11 protein-coding genes and 1 pseudogene are annotated in these 16,641 nt (G+C 52.3%); 4 read left to right on the top strand and 8 right to left on the bottom strand.

What is annotated here, in order from left to right:
• Nucleotides 1-145: 145 nt before the first annotated feature.
• Nucleotides 146-763, bottom strand: coding sequence for a recombinase family protein (locus KP705_RS03815; RefSeq protein WP_046901993.1), 618 nt, complete (start codon nt 761-763; stop codon nt 146-148).
• A gap of 96 nt (nt 764-859) precedes the next feature.
• Here KP705_RS03815 and KP705_RS03810 point away from each other — a divergent pair.
• The 4 genes and pseudogenes from KP705_RS03810 to KP705_RS03795 form a co-directional block, all read left to right on the top strand.
• Nucleotides 860-1,240: pseudogene (locus tag KP705_RS03810) on the top strand (aldehyde dehydrogenase family protein); the annotation flags it as partial.
• Between the two features lie 29 nt (nt 1,241-1,269).
• Nucleotides 1,270-1,773 carry an Lrp/AsnC family transcriptional regulator gene (locus KP705_RS03805; protein WP_046901991.1) on the top strand — a complete coding sequence of 168 codons (504 nt, stop codon included), beginning with the start codon at nt 1,270-1,272 and terminating at the stop codon, nt 1,771-1,773.
• Nucleotides 1,770-2,645 carry a GNAT family N-acetyltransferase gene (locus KP705_RS03800; protein ID WP_215764058.1) on the top strand — a complete coding sequence of 292 codons (876 nt, stop codon included), beginning with the start codon at nt 1,770-1,772 and terminating at the stop codon, nt 2,643-2,645. Before KP705_RS03805 ends, KP705_RS03800 begins: the two co-directional genes overlap by 4 nt.
• An 11-nt stretch (nt 2,646-2,656) precedes the next feature.
• Complete coding sequence (locus KP705_RS03795; RefSeq protein WP_046901989.1) at nt 2,657-3,583, top strand: glyoxylate/hydroxypyruvate reductase A; 927 nt, start codon at nt 2,657-2,659, stop codon at nt 3,581-3,583.
• Between the two features lie 660 nt (nt 3,584-4,243).
• Here the strand turns inward: KP705_RS03795 and KP705_RS03790 are convergent.
• The 7 genes from KP705_RS03790 to KP705_RS03760 all read right to left on the bottom strand — a co-directional run bounded on the left by KP705_RS03790 (nt 4,244) and on the right by KP705_RS03760 (nt 16,608).
• Nucleotides 4,244-7,339 carry a TonB-dependent siderophore receptor gene (locus tag KP705_RS03790; RefSeq protein ID WP_152659267.1) on the bottom strand — a complete coding sequence of 1,032 codons (3,096 nt, stop codon included), beginning with the start codon at nt 7,337-7,339 and terminating at the stop codon, nt 4,244-4,246.
• Between the two features lie 538 nt (nt 7,340-7,877).
• A complete protein-coding gene (locus KP705_RS03785) occupies nt 7,878-9,494 on the bottom strand; it encodes a dihydroxyacetone kinase subunit DhaK (RefSeq protein ID WP_046901987.1) in 1,617 nt (538 codons plus the stop codon).
• 373 nt (nt 9,495-9,867) lie between these two features.
• Entirely contained in the window at nt 9,868-10,251 is a 384-nt protein-coding gene (locus tag KP705_RS03780) for a hypothetical protein (protein WP_046901986.1), read from the bottom strand.
• Nucleotides 10,252-10,428: 177 nt separating this feature from the next.
• Nucleotides 10,429-12,504 (bottom strand): prolyl oligopeptidase family serine peptidase, encoded by a 2,076-nt coding sequence (locus KP705_RS03775; protein WP_215764057.1) that lies wholly within the window; start codon nt 12,502-12,504, stop codon nt 10,429-10,431.
• Complete coding sequence (locus KP705_RS03770; protein ID WP_215764056.1) at nt 12,501-13,787, bottom strand: serine hydrolase; 1,287 nt, start codon at nt 13,785-13,787, stop codon at nt 12,501-12,503. The genes KP705_RS03775 and KP705_RS03770 overlap by 4 nt, the downstream gene beginning before the upstream one ends.
• Nucleotides 13,784-15,004 (bottom strand): FAD-dependent oxidoreductase, encoded by a 1,221-nt coding sequence (locus tag KP705_RS03765; protein ID WP_215764055.1) that lies wholly within the window; start codon nt 15,002-15,004, stop codon nt 13,784-13,786. The genes KP705_RS03770 and KP705_RS03765 overlap by 4 nt, the downstream gene beginning before the upstream one ends.
• Nucleotides 15,001-16,608, bottom strand: a complete 1,608-nt coding sequence (locus tag KP705_RS03760; protein ID WP_215764054.1) for a serine hydrolase — start codon at nt 16,606-16,608, stop codon at nt 15,001-15,003. The genes KP705_RS03765 and KP705_RS03760 overlap by 4 nt, the downstream gene beginning before the upstream one ends.
• Nucleotides 16,609-16,641 lie beyond the last annotated feature (33 nt).

Genomic DNA, 16,641 nt, shown 5'->3' with positions numbered 1-16,641 from the left:
GAGCCYTCGGGCCGCCACCGCAACCCAGTCTGCCAGCAGTGCGCCAGGCCATCCTTGACCGCATGTCTCGTTCACCCCCGACACAATGCCCTCATTGCGGATGGACACTCAAAAGACATCCTAACTCTATTCTGCCAAAGTAGTGCTAGAGAGATAATGAATCATGATCTGGTGTAAGAGAGACTTGCAGACATGTCTTTTTACGAACTCTCGCGCTTAAAAGACGCCGTGAAAGTGTCCTGGAGGAAACATTTAGGGAACGAGCTATGTCGATCAAGTCTTCGGCCCCGTCTTCTAGGCGAGACAGCGCAATATCCAGATCCTCTTCGGAAAGCAGACGAGGACGGCCCAACGTCTTACCTCGCACTCGCGCAGCTGCAAGGCCCGCTCGGGTTCTTTCCGCAATGATGGATCGTTCGAACTCGGCTAAGGCAGCCATCATATGGAACATCAGGCGGCCGCCGGAGGACGCGGTATCAATATGCTCCGTTATCGACCGGAAATGTATTCCTTGCTTGCTTAACCTTTCCATGAGTTGAACTAATCCGAACAAAGAGCGACCAAGTCGATCAAGTCGCCAGACTACGAGAGTGCAGCCTTCATGGAGATTTTTCATTGTAGCGTCCAAACCTGAACGAGAAAATTTACTTCCGGATTCTCCTTGATCGGTAAAAATGCGACTACAACCAGCAGCCCGGAGCGCTTGGATCTGCAAATCCAGTCTTTGCTCTTCTGTGGAAACCCGAGCATAGCCGATGATCATATAAACTACTCCAAACATATCAAATAAGAGATCGTCCAAACGGGCTTTTTGGTCGAAGATCCCTTTAACTGCCTTCGTGAAGGTTGAAGGTACGTGGTTGACAAAAACGGTCGGTTCGCCTCTCCCGTGCTGCTGGCGGATGTGACGTCCGAGATGCGGATTGCACAGGAAGAAACGTTTGGTCCGATCCTGCCCGTGTTCCGCTTCGATAACGAGCAGGATGCCGTTCAGCAGGCCAATGCTACCCCCTTCGGTCTGGCGAGCTATTTCTTCACGAATGACATCGCGAGAGGTTGGCGGGTTGGCGAGGCTCTCGATTTTGGCATGGTAGGACTGAACACCGGTTCCATCTCCCTTGTGTCAGCACCTTTCGGGGGCGTGAAGCAGTCCGGGCTCGGGCGGGAAGGGGGCGCGCTGGGCCTCGAAGAATTTCTGGAAGTGAAGAGCTTTCACATTGGACTGCCGACTGCACAATGATCGTCGTTGAAGAGAGAATGGCCTGACTTATGGCAATCGCGCCCAAGCTTGATCGTATTGATCTTAAAATCCTTGCTCAGCTGCAGAAGAATGGCCGGCTGACTAATGTGGAACTGGCAAACCGCGTTGGTCTGTCTGCCAGTCCATGTCTCATTCGCGTCAAGCGGCTGGAAGCAGCCGGCTACATTGTGGGATATGGGGCGCAGATTGCCCTGCAAAAAATCTCAAGCGTCATGACTGTCTTTACAGAGGTCACACTCTCAGATCACAGGCGGGATGATTTTTTTCGCTTTGAGACTGCAATGCAGAAAGTGGAATCTCTGGTGGAGGCGCATCTTATCAGTGGTGGGTACGATTACCTTCTGAAATTCATGGTCAGAAACATTGATCATTATCAGGAAACAATCGAAGCTCTTCTGGATCAGAATATCGGTATCGAGAAGTACTTTAGTTATATTGTTATAAAATCTCCCATTCTGAAGCCAGCATTTCTGATCGAAAGTCTTACCAGAAACACGGAGCGTTCGTTATGAGCCTGGAAAATGCGAATGTACGTGAACAGACGGCCATTAACCTCCGGAGTATGACCGAGGAAGATCTGGGGGCGGCATCGGGTCTTTCAAAGGTATTGGGATGGCCGCACCGCCTTGAAGACTGGGATTTCATGCTGCGTCTTGGTCATGGGTTAGTGGCGACGTTGGAAAGTGGAGAAATCATAGGCACTATAATGTGGTGGTCGTTTGGGGAGCGTCACGCCACAGTCGGGCTCATTATTGTCAACGGTGCGTGGCAAGGACATGGCATCGGCACAAACATGCTGACCACGGTGCGCAGGCTTCTGCCTGGCCGCTCAATATCCCTTAATGCGACGCCGGCTGGCCAGTCTCTCTATGAAAAACTGGGCTTTGTTCCGACGGGGATTGTGGAGCAGCATCAGGGTAATGGTGTGTCCTCTCCAATCATCGCTCTGGATACGGGCCAGCGGCTGCGTCCGGTTGTTCAGTATGATCTTCAGGATCTCATAGCGTTCGACAGGGCCGCTACTGGGATGGATCGATCGGCGCTTGTTAAAGATCTGGTGCAGAACGCCAAAGGTGTGGTGATCGATACGGAAGAGGGGATCCGGGGATACTCGTTCTGCCGTCGGTTCGGGTGGGGATGGCTGATTGGTCCTGTCGCAGCGGAAACGATAGAGCAGGCAAAGGCGCTCATTTCTCATTGGATTGGTACGTATGGTGGAGAATTTATCAGAATTGATACGCCGACTTCATCTGGTCTCTCAGGCTGGCTGGATGAAATGGGGCTGATCCGCGTGGACGTCGTCAACACAATGTCGACCGAGCCTGTGGTGATCTCTGAAAATGCTCCGCAATATTTTGCTCTGACCAGTCAGGCTCTCGGTTAAGGATTATTGAAATGTCTTTTGTGCTGAAATCTACTGAAGAGCGTGCGCGTCTGTGGAAGCCAATGTTCGCTAGCGAACTGCCTGAACTTGCGTTTCATGTCTGGCCTGAGACCGGCGATCCGCAGAAAGTTCGCTATCTGGCTGCGTGGCAGCCACCGGAAAATCTGGCAGAAAACTTTCCTAATCTTGAGGTGCTCTTTTCTGTCGGTGCAGGTGTGGATCAACTGAACCTTGCCTCAATCCCCGAAAATGTCCGGGTCGTCCGTATGATGGAGCCAGGCTTGGCGGAGGGAATGATAGAATACGTCCTCTGGGCTGTTCTTTCTTACCATCGGAATATGTTCCAGTACGCGCGTCAGCAAGCGGCGCATATCTGGAAAGGTACGCCAAACGTATCTTCAAGCCTGTTTCGGGTTGGGGTGATGGGCATGGGAGCGCTTGGTACGCCTGTCCTGAAAAAGCTGTCGCAGTTTGGATACGTCTGTCATGGCTGGAGCAGAAGCCGACATGATATCCCCGGAATTAAAAGCTACGCAGGGCCTGAAGAACTGGATGCTTTTCTAGCGGCCACGGATGTCCTTGTATGCTTGATGCCCCTGACTGACGCCACAAAAGGGATTTTGAACAAAGAATTATTTGCCAAGCTTCCCAAAGGGGCCTGTCTTATCAACTGTGGGAGGGGCGGTCATCTTGCACAGGATGATTTGCTTTTAGCGTTGGATGAGGGACTGCTGAGCCAAGCAGTTCTTGACGTGACCGATCCGGAGCCCCTTCTTGAGGGCCACCCGTTCTGGAACCATCCTTTGATTACCCTTACGCCGCACATAGCAAGTTCTTCGCATGCTGAAACAGGTGGAGAAATGATTTTGAAAAATATCCTGCAGTTTGAGAAGGGGGCGGAAATGGTTGGAGAAATTAACAGATCGTCTGGATATTAAAGGTCCGATAAATAGTCATTGATTAGGTGGTTTGCGATTTTATTTCTCATGCATCGAATGATGATGGTTCGCTCTTCTGATATGGGGCTGACCGATGAACGGCAGCATATTGTCGACAGCACGGAATTCGAGCCTATTCATATGCCACAGTTGCAAAAGAGGGGCTCATCTGGAAATTTTTTAGAAATTACGTGATGACACTTTGAACGCAAGATTGTGGCCAGATACGATAGTCAGGGACGTCCTCTGGGCTTTGTCCTCACCGGTGGAAAAGTTTCAGGCTACAAAACTACTAGACGTGCTGCTGACACTGCCGGGTTTCAGTCTGCGAGACCATATTTGCCGATCCGGGCTATGACAGTGATAGATTTCGTTAAGATCTGATGATCCATGGGGCCCTGCAGGTCATTTCTTCACACAAAGGCCGAAAAGGGAGTAGACTGGCGATGCTGCAAGGACTGCGCAACCACATCGAGAAGATGCGTGCATAAGGCCGACCATTCTTTCATGGTCCTCTCCATGTCGTAACCGTCAGCCTGGGGATCTATCGTGGCCTTCTTGGATAAAGCTGCGGACGAATTATTTACTCGTCCGCAGGCAGCCTATTAACTCCCCCTAAATTAGTAAGAATTTAATATCACAATAAACAAGCGTCGAGGACTACAGCGTAACGTTTACACCGAACTGGAACGACCGCATGACAACGCCATTTTGAGCCCAGGAAGAGTTATAAAGATAGCCGCCATATGTACCGAAGTCATACGGTGCTCGGAAGCCAAGAAGATTGTAGACGTTCGCGTAAATATTCCAGCGGCGGTTCACCTGATAGTTGACCGTCAGATCAACATCCCAGAAACCTTTTACATGACACTGGGAGGGATAGTACGCACTGTTGGAGATTACGTTAGCGCAACCGCCGCTTGTGCCGGCTCCGGAATAGTCGTCCGCAGTCAGGCGATAACCACTTGTGTAATATACGGTCGGTGTGACGGAGAGCCCCTTCCACATGAAAGTATTGGCCCAGTTCGCGCGCCAGCGTGGTGTTCCTGAGGACGAAACTGCACTGTAGGGGCCAAGTGTTCCTGCAAAGCGCTCTACACCGCCACCCGATGAGGCAGGTAGATAGATATTGTAACGATGGACAAAAGTCGCTTCGCCCTTACTCACCCAGAGAACCTCATGAAGAGGACCGGGCAGGTGCTTTTGTGCCTGGATTTTCAGGTCAAAACCATCCGTGATCAGCTTCTTGGTGTTAACGTAGCCAAGGTTGATCAAGCCAGGGCGTAGCTGTCCACTTGGGTTCTGCGTGTCAGCAACGTCAGGGGTGACGGTTACGCCGCTTGGGAGAGCATTCCCCTCTAGATAGTCGGTCGCCATAGCAGCGACACCATAGGGATTAGGCGCAATATAGTGGTTTTTGCGAATATAGTAGTAATCCGCACTGATTGTTAGCCAGTCGGTTGGTTTGAATACTGGTCCCCCTGAAAAACCGGTCGATGTTTCTGGACGAAGATTTGGATTGCCAGACGTATTTTCACCGATTGAATAAGGCTGGGCGTAGGTATTGGCTGAGCCGTCAGCACTCCGATGCTGATTGACGAAGGATGTGACAGCAGACGGATCATAGGTCACGTAACCGACGTTCGAGCCACCGGTTTCAGAGAAACTGGGAACTCGGAAACCTTGGTTGAATGTTCCCTTAAGGGTCAGCATTTTCGTTGGTTTGAACTGTAGGCCCACTTTAGGTGAAAAGTGGTGGAAGCTGTTGCCCGTGCTTTCGTTGTAATTGTCGTAACGACCCGAGACGTCCACATTGACCATTTTATGGAATGGTAAGCCGACTTCAAAGAAGCCAGATTCAACCCAACGACTTCCTTTTGCATTCACGGGATTGATCGTGCCAACATACTGTGCCCCAGGATCCGCGATATTTAGCGGATTGGCTGACGGATCGTTCAATGCTTCATGGCGGAAATTGGCGCCAATTGCGAGGTTGGCTGTGCCACCCGGAAGCTTGAAAAGACCTTTGTTGGCTGTCAGATTCCCAGAATATTCAGATGTGGTTGCTGTAATAACACTCCGAGGAGCCAGCGCGTTCAGAACGGCCTGTGAGTTTTGCGAAGGATCGACGAAGTTATAGTCGCCGCTTGTAATCGCGTTCTCAAGACTGTTGATTGTGGGGACGCCCGTGATGGTCTGGGTCAGACGCGTCGCCATGCCTACGAAATCGGCATTATAATGCCAGTCTGAACCCCAGTCAGAGGGCTCCCAGCCTGCGTAGCGGACGGACCCGCGAAAGTTCTGATTAAATTCAGTTGTTGTTGGAAGAAGGTCTGCAAAACGGTAATCGACCTCTGCAGCCTTGCCTTCGGCAGCGAACGGATCGTTAGGGTTGAGCTGCCCGTTTGGAAGATAAGCAGGAATTGGCGTGCTTAGCGTGTTTGCCAATTCAGCCTGACTGTAAGTTCTTGTGGTTGTTGGTGTCCCTGTAACAGTCGTCATGGCCTGTGAGTAATTGAACATGGCCACGAGCTGGGAACGCGGTGTCACGTTCACCGTAAGATGCGCGGTGGCATTGATACGACGAATGTCCGGCGCGACCTGAGCATAACGCTGCGAATTCATAGTGCAGGTCTGGCTTTTACCGTTATCGCCACTCACGACACTACCAGTAACAATCGATCCAAAAGAGCCGCATCCAGCAGAAGGATTCAGAAGCTGCCACGCCCCTGTTCCGCTGTTTGCTCCATCGCTACGTCGGACGATAGCCGCAGGCGTTACACCGAAAGGACTGATCGTTCCATCCGGGAGCAGGGTGTTATAGTTGGCGTTTCCACCTCCAATACCTGTCAGGTCGCCACTATTGTAGGGGGACTGAAGCTGACGGTAGTAGAGAGGGTCATCCTGCTGATATTCGGAGTTGATATAGAAATTGTATCCGTCACGGTGCAGGTCGCCGTGGCCATATGTTGCCCACAGACGCTGATGACCGGCATCGCCACGCTGGGACAGACCGCCCTCAGCATTTCCCTCAACGCCTTGAATTTCCTTGCGTGTCACCATGTTGACGACGCCTGCGACAGCGTCGGCGCCGTAGGTTGCGGAGCCACCGTCTTCAAGAACATCGACCGTTTGCATGATCGACATCGGGATCCAGTTGGTATCAACGAAATTGCGCTCGCCATCGTCAGCGAGGCCGTAATAGGCGAGGCGCTGGCCGTCTATGAGCGTCAAAGTTGAGTCGGTAGAGAGGCCACGAAGCGACGGAGCAGACCCACCAGTTGCGAAACCACCACCAGCAGACCAGCCGTTTGTCAGATTGCCTGCGCCATTCGTTGACAGGGACTGGAGCACGTCGGTCACTGTCTTGAGACCGCGCCGCTGCATGTCCATTCGGGTGATGTGTTCAATCGGCGACGCATTGGTCGCGTTTGGATCACTGAAGAGCGTTCCTGTTACAACAACGTTCTCTTCTCTGGACCGAGGCGCGGCTCCTTGCGCCTTCGCATCAGCAATGACGCGCCTGTTGGCAGCGTTGTCAGTCGTTATTGCTGAGCCTGTTGGAGCTTCAGCTCCCGAGGGTTTGACTGTTTGTGTGTGTGTTTTTTTCTTGCTGACACTCTTGCCGCGATGATGAGGGGCAATCACAGCTGGATTTTGGTTACCAGCGGTGCCTGCGCCCTGGCTGACGGTCTGTGCTTTCGACGCACCTGCGTACATAGAGGTTGATGCCAGCGCAGTAGCACCAAAAAGCATGATTGTACGACGTCGCTTTCTGCTTCGATACATCATGGGTTTCTTTCGATGACGGTTGGGATCACGGATCAGCCGTCCGGAACGCTACATTTTGTTGCTGATTCAATATTAATTGCAACCAAGCAAGCGGTTCTGATGCAGAAACGAATGATTTATGAAATCATGTGTATTTTTTGTGCAACAGTTTGATGTGGTAACGATTTTTTTTGGCATGATTGAGTGGGTGGTAGAAATATATGAGAGTGATAAGTAAATAGAATAAAAATATTTTTATAGTTATATTTTTTGTATTTGTTTATGGATAATATGATTCTCGTAATTCGAGTATGGCATACGATTTTCGTATAGTAATGATATTTGGAATAATTTTTCATACTTCAGGGAAGGTAAGGTATGATTTAATTTTATACAAATTAAATATATATTGTACGTATTGTGGAATTGTTGAAATTTTGTAGGATAATATTTTTTGCGCGTTGTTGGCGATTTCTGAAAATCGTAACAACGCGCAATGAAAATTTTAAAGCGCCACTACTCTTCAAGTTAAACTTGACAGTCCTTCCAACAGGCGAGCAATCGCTTCTGCCCCTGGGTCAGGGATATTCTTGAGTTGTTCTTTTGGAACGTAAGCTGCGCGACCAGCTCGTGCTGGCATCTTCCGGGTGGCATCAGCACCTTCACGAGCAGCCTTGGCAGCCTGTTGGAGATTTCCATTTTGAAGTGCCGTTATTGCTGGAAACAACGCATCAAGCATTGTTCTATCTCCTTGAGACGCTCCACCGTATCTGTGCATACGGTCTAGACCTGCCTCAAGCCCGGTGCGCCAATCCTGCTGTTGTCCTGCTGTGGCGAACATGATGGACAACAAAACGCCACTGGAGCCACCAGCATTGCGCGCGAGAAGCCTTCCTATCGTTTCACAAAGATGTTGGGGGGAAGCGAGAGGAAGATGGCTGATTTCTTTGAGAATAACGCGGCTCGCCTCAGCGAAAGTTGAGCCTGCATCGCCATCGCCGATCAGAGCATCAAGCGCATTGAGATCTTTTTCATTGTCTATGAGGATCTTTGCGCCGTGAGTGATAAGGCTCTCTACATAAGCGTCGGATGAGGGCTCATAGGAAAAAGTTTCAGGCAAGGCTGGGGTTTGCTTTGTCTGCACTCCCTTAAAAGGGGCCAAGCCTGGCCAAGCCCAAGGCTCAACAGTGGATTTCAACGCCTCGATGAAGTCTTCTCTGGCGGGCATGGCGGATAAAGAAAATCCATACATATCCAAGGAAGTCATCATCGGGGCAGGCCCAATAATAAATTCTATTCGGTTTGCAAATGCAGTTCTGGAAAGAGCGTCAACTATGGCCTGAGCCTCCAGCACTGGAACTGCACCCAGCATATTGACCATAATGACTTGCTTATCATCTATTAGAATTTTTTCGAGTGTATCTACTGCTTTATTAACCAAAACATCGAGTTGATCTACAGAGATCCGCTCAGCACCAGGTTCGCCGTGAATGCCAAGGCCTAGTTCCGCCTCTGAGTCACTTAGCCGCGTTTTATGCTCCACATCATAAACATTGACGTCTGTTAGAGCGAGGCCAATCGATGCCGTTGATTGGATGGCATCAGTGGCAGCCTGTTTTACCTCTTCCAGGCTAGACCCTGTTTCTGCCAGATGTCCCGCGATTTTCTGAACAAGAACTGTTCCAGCGATACCTCGGGCATGAGGTCCGCGGCCAAGTGCAATATCATCGGCCACGATGACGAGTTCAACGTTCTTTCCAAGAGTGCGGGCCTGCTCTGCGGCAAGGCCGAAATTCAACCTGTCTCCGGTATAATTCTTAACGATCAGGAGGCATCCCGCGTCGCCTGTCACTTCAAGGATGGCGGCGAGAATGGCATCCACATTGGGGGAGGCGAAGAGCGCACCGCAGACTGCTGCCGTCAGCATGCCTTTGCCAACAAAACCAGCATGGGCTGGCTCATGGCCTGAGCCTCCGCCAGAAATGATAGCTACTTTCGACTTATCCCAGTCTCTTCTGAGAACGACATGGATATTCTCGTGTCCTTCAAGCCGGCAGAGATGATGCCCGACGGATGATCTCAGAAGACCGTCAAGACCTTCTTTAACAAGAGTATCGCGGTGATTGTAAAAGCGCTTCATCGTATTTTTCGTCCTCAGAGGATCTCTGAGGAAAAGAACGCATCAGCATCCTTCTTGGGTCTATCACCTTCAAGCGAGCGCGCTTGAAGGTGTTCAGATATCAATGTTGAATGACAATGGGTGATATTAAAAAGCAGCTATTTTCTATAAGATCTTGCGGCCTCTGGAATTATAGAGACACCATAATAAATGGGATACCAGGTCAAAAATATTTTACGTAGATCTATTCATAAAAATACTATTGTTTTGAGGTGAGAATTCATAAATTCTCACCCTTTAAAATTTCAAAAAAGATATAAGAGAGTATGTAAAATTGAGTGCTGTGCTTACACTGGAAAATTCAAAAACCGGTTCTTAAAAAAGATATTGGAATTTACTCTTCCGGAAGCCCAAACTGATCAGGATAGGGCATAGCATTTCGGCTGAGTTTCTTCTTTTTCCATTCAGCTAGTGCTCTGTTGTACTCGACATGACGAAGCACGAATTGCAACGCCTCTACGTGTTGTTCATTGCCTGCGTCCATCATATTACGACGCCAGCCAGCGGCAATTAGCCAATATTCACTGGAAAGCCGCCAAGATCCGGCCCGATGAAGCTCTACGGCCTGCCGTTCAAGCTCATGATACTTGCTATTCCGGTTTGTAAGGGCTTTTGCCGTGATGATAAAGTCGTCGTTTTTCCATAGATACGTCGACTTCATGTAGGGGAACTGCCGTGTAAGAACACCCGGGTCTCCGAAATGTTCTTTAATCAGCATTGGAACCAGCCTGTCGTAAGATCTACGCCACTCGCACTGCACAAACTAACCCTTGAAGACCCGGTTGAAGAATGTTGCCTCTATAGCGAACAGGTATATCAAAGTCGATTTTTTCTGGATGTGTTCAAAGTTTGCGTGAAAAAATATCAGATAACATCTGTCGTGGGATAAGCCGCTTTATTGCACCTCAGCGTTTTCGAAATAGTGATCAAAAAATCGAATGGTCCAGCCGTATGCTGTCAGCCAGTCCTGTTGCCGAAGAAATTCGTGTCGTTCACCTGGAAATACATGATCCTCGTGCGTCACACTTGACGCAGTTAATGCTTTGGACAGTAACACCGATTGCTCAAATTCCACGTCATGATCGTCATCTCCGTGGACAAGCAGGACCGGCGCGCGCCAATGCGCAATATCTGCCAGAGGGGAGGAGTGCCATTCCGTTTCATGTTGTTTGCGGTTTTCTTCAGGCGACAAACCAGGATGATCTGGCTCTGTCATGTCATGGACGCCATGGAAGTCTGCACCGGCAGCGAACAATCCACTATCGCGGGCCAGTGCTAATCCGACAAGGTAGCCACCCCAGCTTCCGCCCCAGATCCCGATATGCTTCGGCGCTACGTCTGGTCTTGCTCGCAGATACTGCGCGGCTGCACGAACGTCCTGGTATTCGCTGGCTCCCGCGCTTCCTATTTTTTCGGCCTCACGAAACGCCTGTCCATAGCCCGTACCGCTGCGATAGTTCACGGACAACACGACGTAACCGTGTGATGCGAGTGTCTGGTTCATCATGTAAGCGTTGGAATAGTATCCCATGGCATTGAAAGCCGGAATCATCTGCCGATTGGGGCCTCCGTGGACGAATACCAGCGCTGAATGAGGTCCATGCATTTCAGTCGGCGGGAGGAAAAGCTGACCGTGGATGTTGATTCCGTCTTCGCTCCGAAACTGCACACTCTGCGGTGCAACGAAGTTGGTATTTTTAGGGAGTGTCGGCGTTACCGGCACCCTCCATTGTCCCTCGTGGCGAAGGATAGGGTGAGCCGTCTGGGTGGCGCTTGTGACCATCACTGCCAGGTCCTCGCCAGCCATAGCAAGCGAGCCTGCTTCATCTGTTGCATCCGTTAGAGCGGCTGCATTCCCGTCCAACGGCTTGGACCATACGCGCCAGTGATCGAGCTCCCCGACATTGGAGGTATAGAAAAGCGACTTACCGTCGGATGACAGGAGATAGGACGAAACCTCGGCCTGTTCGGGGGTTAAACATTGCGGCGTGGTAGCGCCAGCAGCAGAAATGGCGCAGATCCGAAGCCAGCCGCCTCCCTCCCAGGGAAACAGGATTCGCCCGTCTGGCGTCCATGTCAGATCAAGGTCGTCTGCCGACCAGAACCTGCTTCCGGGTCCTTTTGGTGGTGTCCAGAGCAGTTGTTCTGCACCGCTTGTCAGGTCGTAGCTATGAAGGGACCAGAACTGCCCGTTTTCTGGACGCGTAAGTAAAGGTGGTTGCTGTACACGGACGAAAGCAAGATGCTTGCCGTCAGGTGAGAATGTCGGTAGCCGGTCGAACCCTAAACCTGGCGGAATAAAGCTGAGAACGCTGCGCTTCGTGTTCCATAATCCAAGCATGCCGTGTGAACCACGATTGATCTCCAATGCGACAAACGTGCCATCCGGAGACCAACGGAGGGCTGTGATCGTTCCGTCCGTAGTCATGACTGCCCGGGCAGACGAACCGGTCGCCCCGAGCAGCAGAGTGCCCCCTTGTGCAAAAGCGAGTTGCCGCCCGTCGGGAGAGAACTCTGGAAGATAGCCTTGGCCTGCAATGGTGTTTTGTTTGCCATCGCGAACGACATGGACTGTGGCCGTAGGGCGATAGGCGGCATTATCCGGGTTGGGGGCAGGGGCTGTGAGGGCTTCTGGATCGCCGCCCTCTACATAAGCCAGGGTCTTGCCCTCGGGCGTGAGCGCTAGGCCCCAAAGGGGGGTTCCGTCATCCTTTACGTAGGTTGTGGCCTGATGGGGAGCGTTCCCGGCATCCGAGATCATGACGTTACGCACGCCCTTGCGTTGTTCTACCCACGCCAGACGTTGCGCGTGCTTTGCTCCCACCATATCTGTCGCAAATGGCATTGCCATTAGGCTGGAAAGGCGTGACTGTGTGGATGCGTCGTCCTGAGCGTGGGCTGTCCAGGATGTGCATGAGAGAAGTGACAAGACCAACGCGCATGTGCGACTATGGGGCATGGTAATCTTCATTGAACCGTTCCTGAAACAGACCCTGCGTTTGAAAGCGCGCTAAAAATCTCTTCTTCGACATTGGTAAAAGAAGATATTTTTCCTGGCTTTTCCTTGCCGTCCTTAGGAAAACCATCGGCAATAAACAGATAGCCATCGCGCGTAGCTGGATTGAGCCAGAACCCGGACCTCAGACCGTAAGCATCCCCAAGGTGCCCAACCAGACCGCCTTGGTAGCCACGCCATGGGGTTGTTGGGTGCCCTGATGGGTCGCGCGCGCCGGTCAACTGAATGGTCGCCAAACCGTAGCTTGCGATGGGATAAGGTCCTTCGCCATTACGACCATCGTAATGCCAGCCCGAATGCAGCATCGTCTGAAGCGACTGGGAGGAAAGGACTTTCACACCCTGAGGCGTCCCGTTTCCGAACGCGAACTGCGACAGACGATAGAGACCATCAAGGGAAATACGGAGGCCACCTTGTGGTGAAAAGATCGTGGCGTTCGTCCCGATCCGGTACTGGGCGGATGCTTCTGGAACGAAATGCGTGTCACTGTCTTTGGCGGCTTTGTAGCCGGTGGCGGTATGATGATAGAGCGTTGCGAGACGTTCAGGATGGGAAAGAAGCGCCGGGTCATAGCCGCCATCAATACCAAGTGGCGTTAACACGTGCTTTTGCTGGTAAAGATCGAAGCGCTCTCCGCTCACCCGCTCAATCATGGTGCCGACAAGGCCGTAACACAGATTACAATAGCTGAACCATGTCCCTGGCTTCCGTCTGGGCAGGAAGTGGTAGTTTGCGGCTCCCGGGCGGCGGGACGCATCGAAAAATTCTGAAACGGTGTGATCTGCGGGTATCACGTAGTCGTCTGCATCTGCGATGCTTGCCGTATGGCTGAGCAGCATGCGTGTTGTAATCGGTGTATCTGGAAAATCAGGGCTCCGCAGCGGGAAGCCAAGGTACCGAGAGGCATCGGCGTCCAAATCGATCCGCCCTTGATCCACCAATTGCATCAGACCGATCGTCGTAACGAATTTCGAGACAGACGCGATCCGAAACAGCGTGTCTGAATGGACGGGGGTGACGTCAGCGCCATTTTTGCGCGCAAAACCGCCCACATATCGGTAGGACACGGCACCATTGTGGATGCGCAGTGCGGCGAGTGCTGCCAGCGGGCGGGCCTCCCCATTTGTTAAAGTGTGCGTCAGTAGTGCGTCTGTGGCCGCAGGGGGAACGGCATATGCTGTGCCAGCGCTTGCCACGAGTAGGAACGCAAAAAGTCTACGACGTAGGTGTGCATTCATTTCTGAACTCCATCGGCATGAGCGGCGGCGACTAATTGGGTGATCCGCACTGCTGAACCGGCAGCAAGTGTGAAGCCGAGCGCGCCATGACCTACATTGAGCAGAAGGTTGTCACATTTGCTCCGGCCGATAATAGGAACACCAGTGGGAGTGGCAGGCCGTAGACCGGCCCACGGAGAGTCAGGCCCATCATCTGTGCTTGCCTGCGGGAGCGTTTGCCGAACGAGGGCGCGCAGCGATGCGAGACGCTTTGGATTGAGAGATGTATCTTCCGCGCCGATATCGACCATCGCGGCAACACGCAGTGCGTTGCCAAGGCGTGCATAGACTACACGGTTGTCGTAATCGGTGACGCTCACAGACGGTAGCGTCTCAGGTGAGGGGCGGAGTGTAAGGCTGTAACCCTTCAGACCATAGAGTGGCAGATGGATGCCTAGCGGGGCAGCGAGTTTGCGTGAGTTCAGGCCCGCAGCAAGGACAATCTGATCTGCTTCAAGATGTCGCCCGCTGACAATCAGCATGCACGTGTTGTTCTTATCAGGTGCAAGCGTGGCTTTTTCCTGCAGGTATTGAAATCCAGATGCGTCCAGAAGAGCTGTCTTCAAGGCCTTGCAGAAGAGATGGCTATCCGCGACCTCATCTTCAGGGGAGAAAATGCCTCCTGCGAGATCTGGTGTCAGGTGGGCGAAAGCTGGCTCTATCTCAGCACATTCGGCAGGAGAAAGGGCCCTTTCCAAGGTTGTGTCCTGTATTCCTGATACGGCTTTCCTGAAAACGGCTTCATTCCGATAGAGGACAAGCTTTCCTGGTTGACGCCAAAGGAAACCTTTCAATCCCTCCTCGCGCCATATTTCCATTTCGGCCTGTCCTTCAAGGCCCAGCTGTAAAAGCACTTTTGCATTTCGACGGTTTGTTGTGCGAGTGCAGGCGGAGAGAAAGGACAGCATCCAGCGCCACTGTTTCGGATCGGCCCGAAGACGAAGGGAAACCGGAGAGCCGGATTTCAGCATCCACCGCAAGGCTTGGCGCGGAATGCCAGCATCAGCTAGAGGAGTGACGTAGCGGTAGCTGAGCTGACCGCCATTGGCATAGCTTGCTCCCAGACCGACATCTGCGTTCTGTTCGATCAGAGTTACGCGATGGCCCGCTCGGATGAGGGCATAAGCCGTCGAAAGCCCGATGACGCCACCGCCGATAACCGCAATATGCTGTTTCACGGGTGTGCCTCTCCGTGCGCTGTCTCTACTTTACGGGGGTGGAGGTCCTGTGCATTGAAACTGAAGTCAGACCCTAAAAGCTGCATCTTCATACCCGTCACTTTGCCTGTGACATCGCGTTCAAACTGGACATACGCGTCATCTTCGCTGTCTTCCTCGCGGTTATCCCAGCGTACGACGAACAGGTCATGCGGAAGAGCCTTTAAGGTCCCCGCCAGGCCATCGGCCTTGGAAAATGTTAGCCGCAGGTCTTGACCGCGCTCCGTGACGGAGATTGGTCCGCGCCAGTTGTCCAGATAGTCGCCCATATAGTCCTGTCGCTGTGACGTCTGGAGTGTCACGAAAGGACGAGCAGGCGATCCGGGGCCGGTTGAGGTCGCAACTGCGCTCTCGTGCGCTTTTGCTTCGTCTTCCTCGTGTTTCCAGTAACTGATCCAGTCAGCACTGTGACCGGTTGCGATGCGCGCGCTTAACGTGGTCGCCAAGGCATAGGTCGCATTATGGTCATCATGATTGGTCAGGATCACAACGGCACTTTTCAGTTCCGGCAGGAACGTGACGTAACTGACCATCCCTCCGATCGTGCCGGTATGCCAGACGCGCTTGTGCCCGAAGAAGTCCTCCATGAACCACCCGTAGCCATAAGCGCGAAAATGCGTTCCGGTTAAAGCTGCCATGTCTGGCAAGGGAAGAAGAGCATGGGGCGCCCAAAGCGTGTCGCGGCTCTCGCTGCTGAAAATGCGCTTTCCCTCTGGCGTTTGTCCTCCTTCGAGATAGATCTGGGCCCAACGCGCCATTCCTTCTGCGCTACACCATATACTGCCCGCCGGACCGACAGCAGGAAAACGGCGAGCTGCCTTTTCGGGTAGAGGTGTGTGATCCCCTTGGCCGGTCGCAACGTCTGTCTCGTCCTTATAGGGTGGTGTTGATTGGCATGCTGCCAAGCCGGATGCGTCGATGAGGCGGGTCTGGACGATATCTTCCCAAGTATGGCCTGTCACGCGTTCCACAAGCGCCCCAGCCACCACATAGAGCAGATTGTTGTAGGCGTACTCCTTCCGAAAAGGAGCCGTAAAAGGCATATATGCAAGCCCAGCCAAAACATCTTTGCGGGTGAATGTGCTGTGGGAGAAGAGCATCAGGTCTCCCGCGCCGAGACCCATGCCGCTATGGTGCGTTAGGAGGTCTGAGACGCGGAAATCGCGTGTAATCCATGGGTCCGAAACACGAAATTCCGGCAGGTGGTCAATCACACGATCATCCCACTTCAGCTTGCCGGCATCTACAAGCTGGGCCAGAGCAGTGGCCGTGAATTCCTTTGTATTCGACCCAATGGCGAACAGAGTGTGGCTATCTACAGGCGCGCTATGGACATCCTCCGCGCGGCGTCCGTAACCGCGGTTGAAAACGATTTTTCCATCCTGCACGACAGCAACTGCAATACCCGGCACGTCAAAAGCCTTACGTGCCTGCTCTACAGTTGCATCGATATAGGGAGCCGTTAACCCAGACGGTAGCTCTGCGGCTTGAACTTTATACGCCGGACGGAGCATCAGCGCCCCTGCGAGAAGAGCAGTTCCATACAGGGCGCGACGCTTGTTCATAACGGCTCGAAAACTCTCATCTTATATTGGTCC

Origin of the sequence: Gluconobacter sp. P1D12_c (genome assembly GCF_018812105.1) — a bacterium.
Classification (GTDB): domain Bacteria; phylum Pseudomonadota; class Alphaproteobacteria; order Acetobacterales; family Acetobacteraceae; genus Gluconobacter; species Gluconobacter oxydans_A.
This window is presented reverse-complemented; position numbering and strand designations above follow the sequence as displayed.

Excerpts from the sequence above, each read along its gene's own strand:
- KP705_RS03785 (WP_046901987.1), bottom strand. The coding sequence starts at position 9,494 with ATGAAGCGCTTTTACAATCACCGCGATACTCTTGTTAAAGAAGGTCTT.
- KP705_RS03775 (WP_215764057.1), bottom strand. The coding sequence starts at position 12,504 with ATGAAGATTACCATGCCCCATAGTCGCACATGCGCGTTGGTCTTGTCA.
- KP705_RS03815 (WP_046901993.1), bottom strand. The coding sequence starts at position 763 with ATGATCATCGGCTATGCTCGGGTTTCCACAGAAGAGCAAAGACTGGAT.
- KP705_RS03805 (WP_046901991.1), top strand. The coding sequence starts at position 1,270 with ATGGCAATCGCGCCCAAGCTTGATCGTATTGATCTTAAAATCCTTGCT.
- KP705_RS03790 (WP_152659267.1), bottom strand. The coding sequence starts at position 7,339 with ATGCTTTTTGGTGCTACTGCGCTGGCATCAACCTCTATGTACGCAGGT.
- KP705_RS03795 (WP_046901989.1), top strand. The coding sequence starts at position 2,657 with ATGTCTTTTGTGCTGAAATCTACTGAAGAGCGTGCGCGTCTGTGGAAG.
- KP705_RS03770 (WP_215764056.1), bottom strand. The coding sequence starts at position 13,787 with ATGAATGCACACCTACGTCGTAGACTTTTTGCGTTCCTACTCGTGGCA.
- KP705_RS03780 (WP_046901986.1), bottom strand. The coding sequence starts at position 10,251 with ATGCTGATTAAAGAACATTTCGGAGACCCGGGTGTTCTTACACGGCAG.
- KP705_RS03800 (WP_215764058.1), top strand. The coding sequence starts at position 1,770 with ATGAGCCTGGAAAATGCGAATGTACGTGAACAGACGGCCATTAACCTC.
- KP705_RS03760 (WP_215764054.1), bottom strand. The coding sequence starts at position 16,608 with ATGAACAAGCGTCGCGCCCTGTATGGAACTGCTCTTCTCGCAGGGGCG.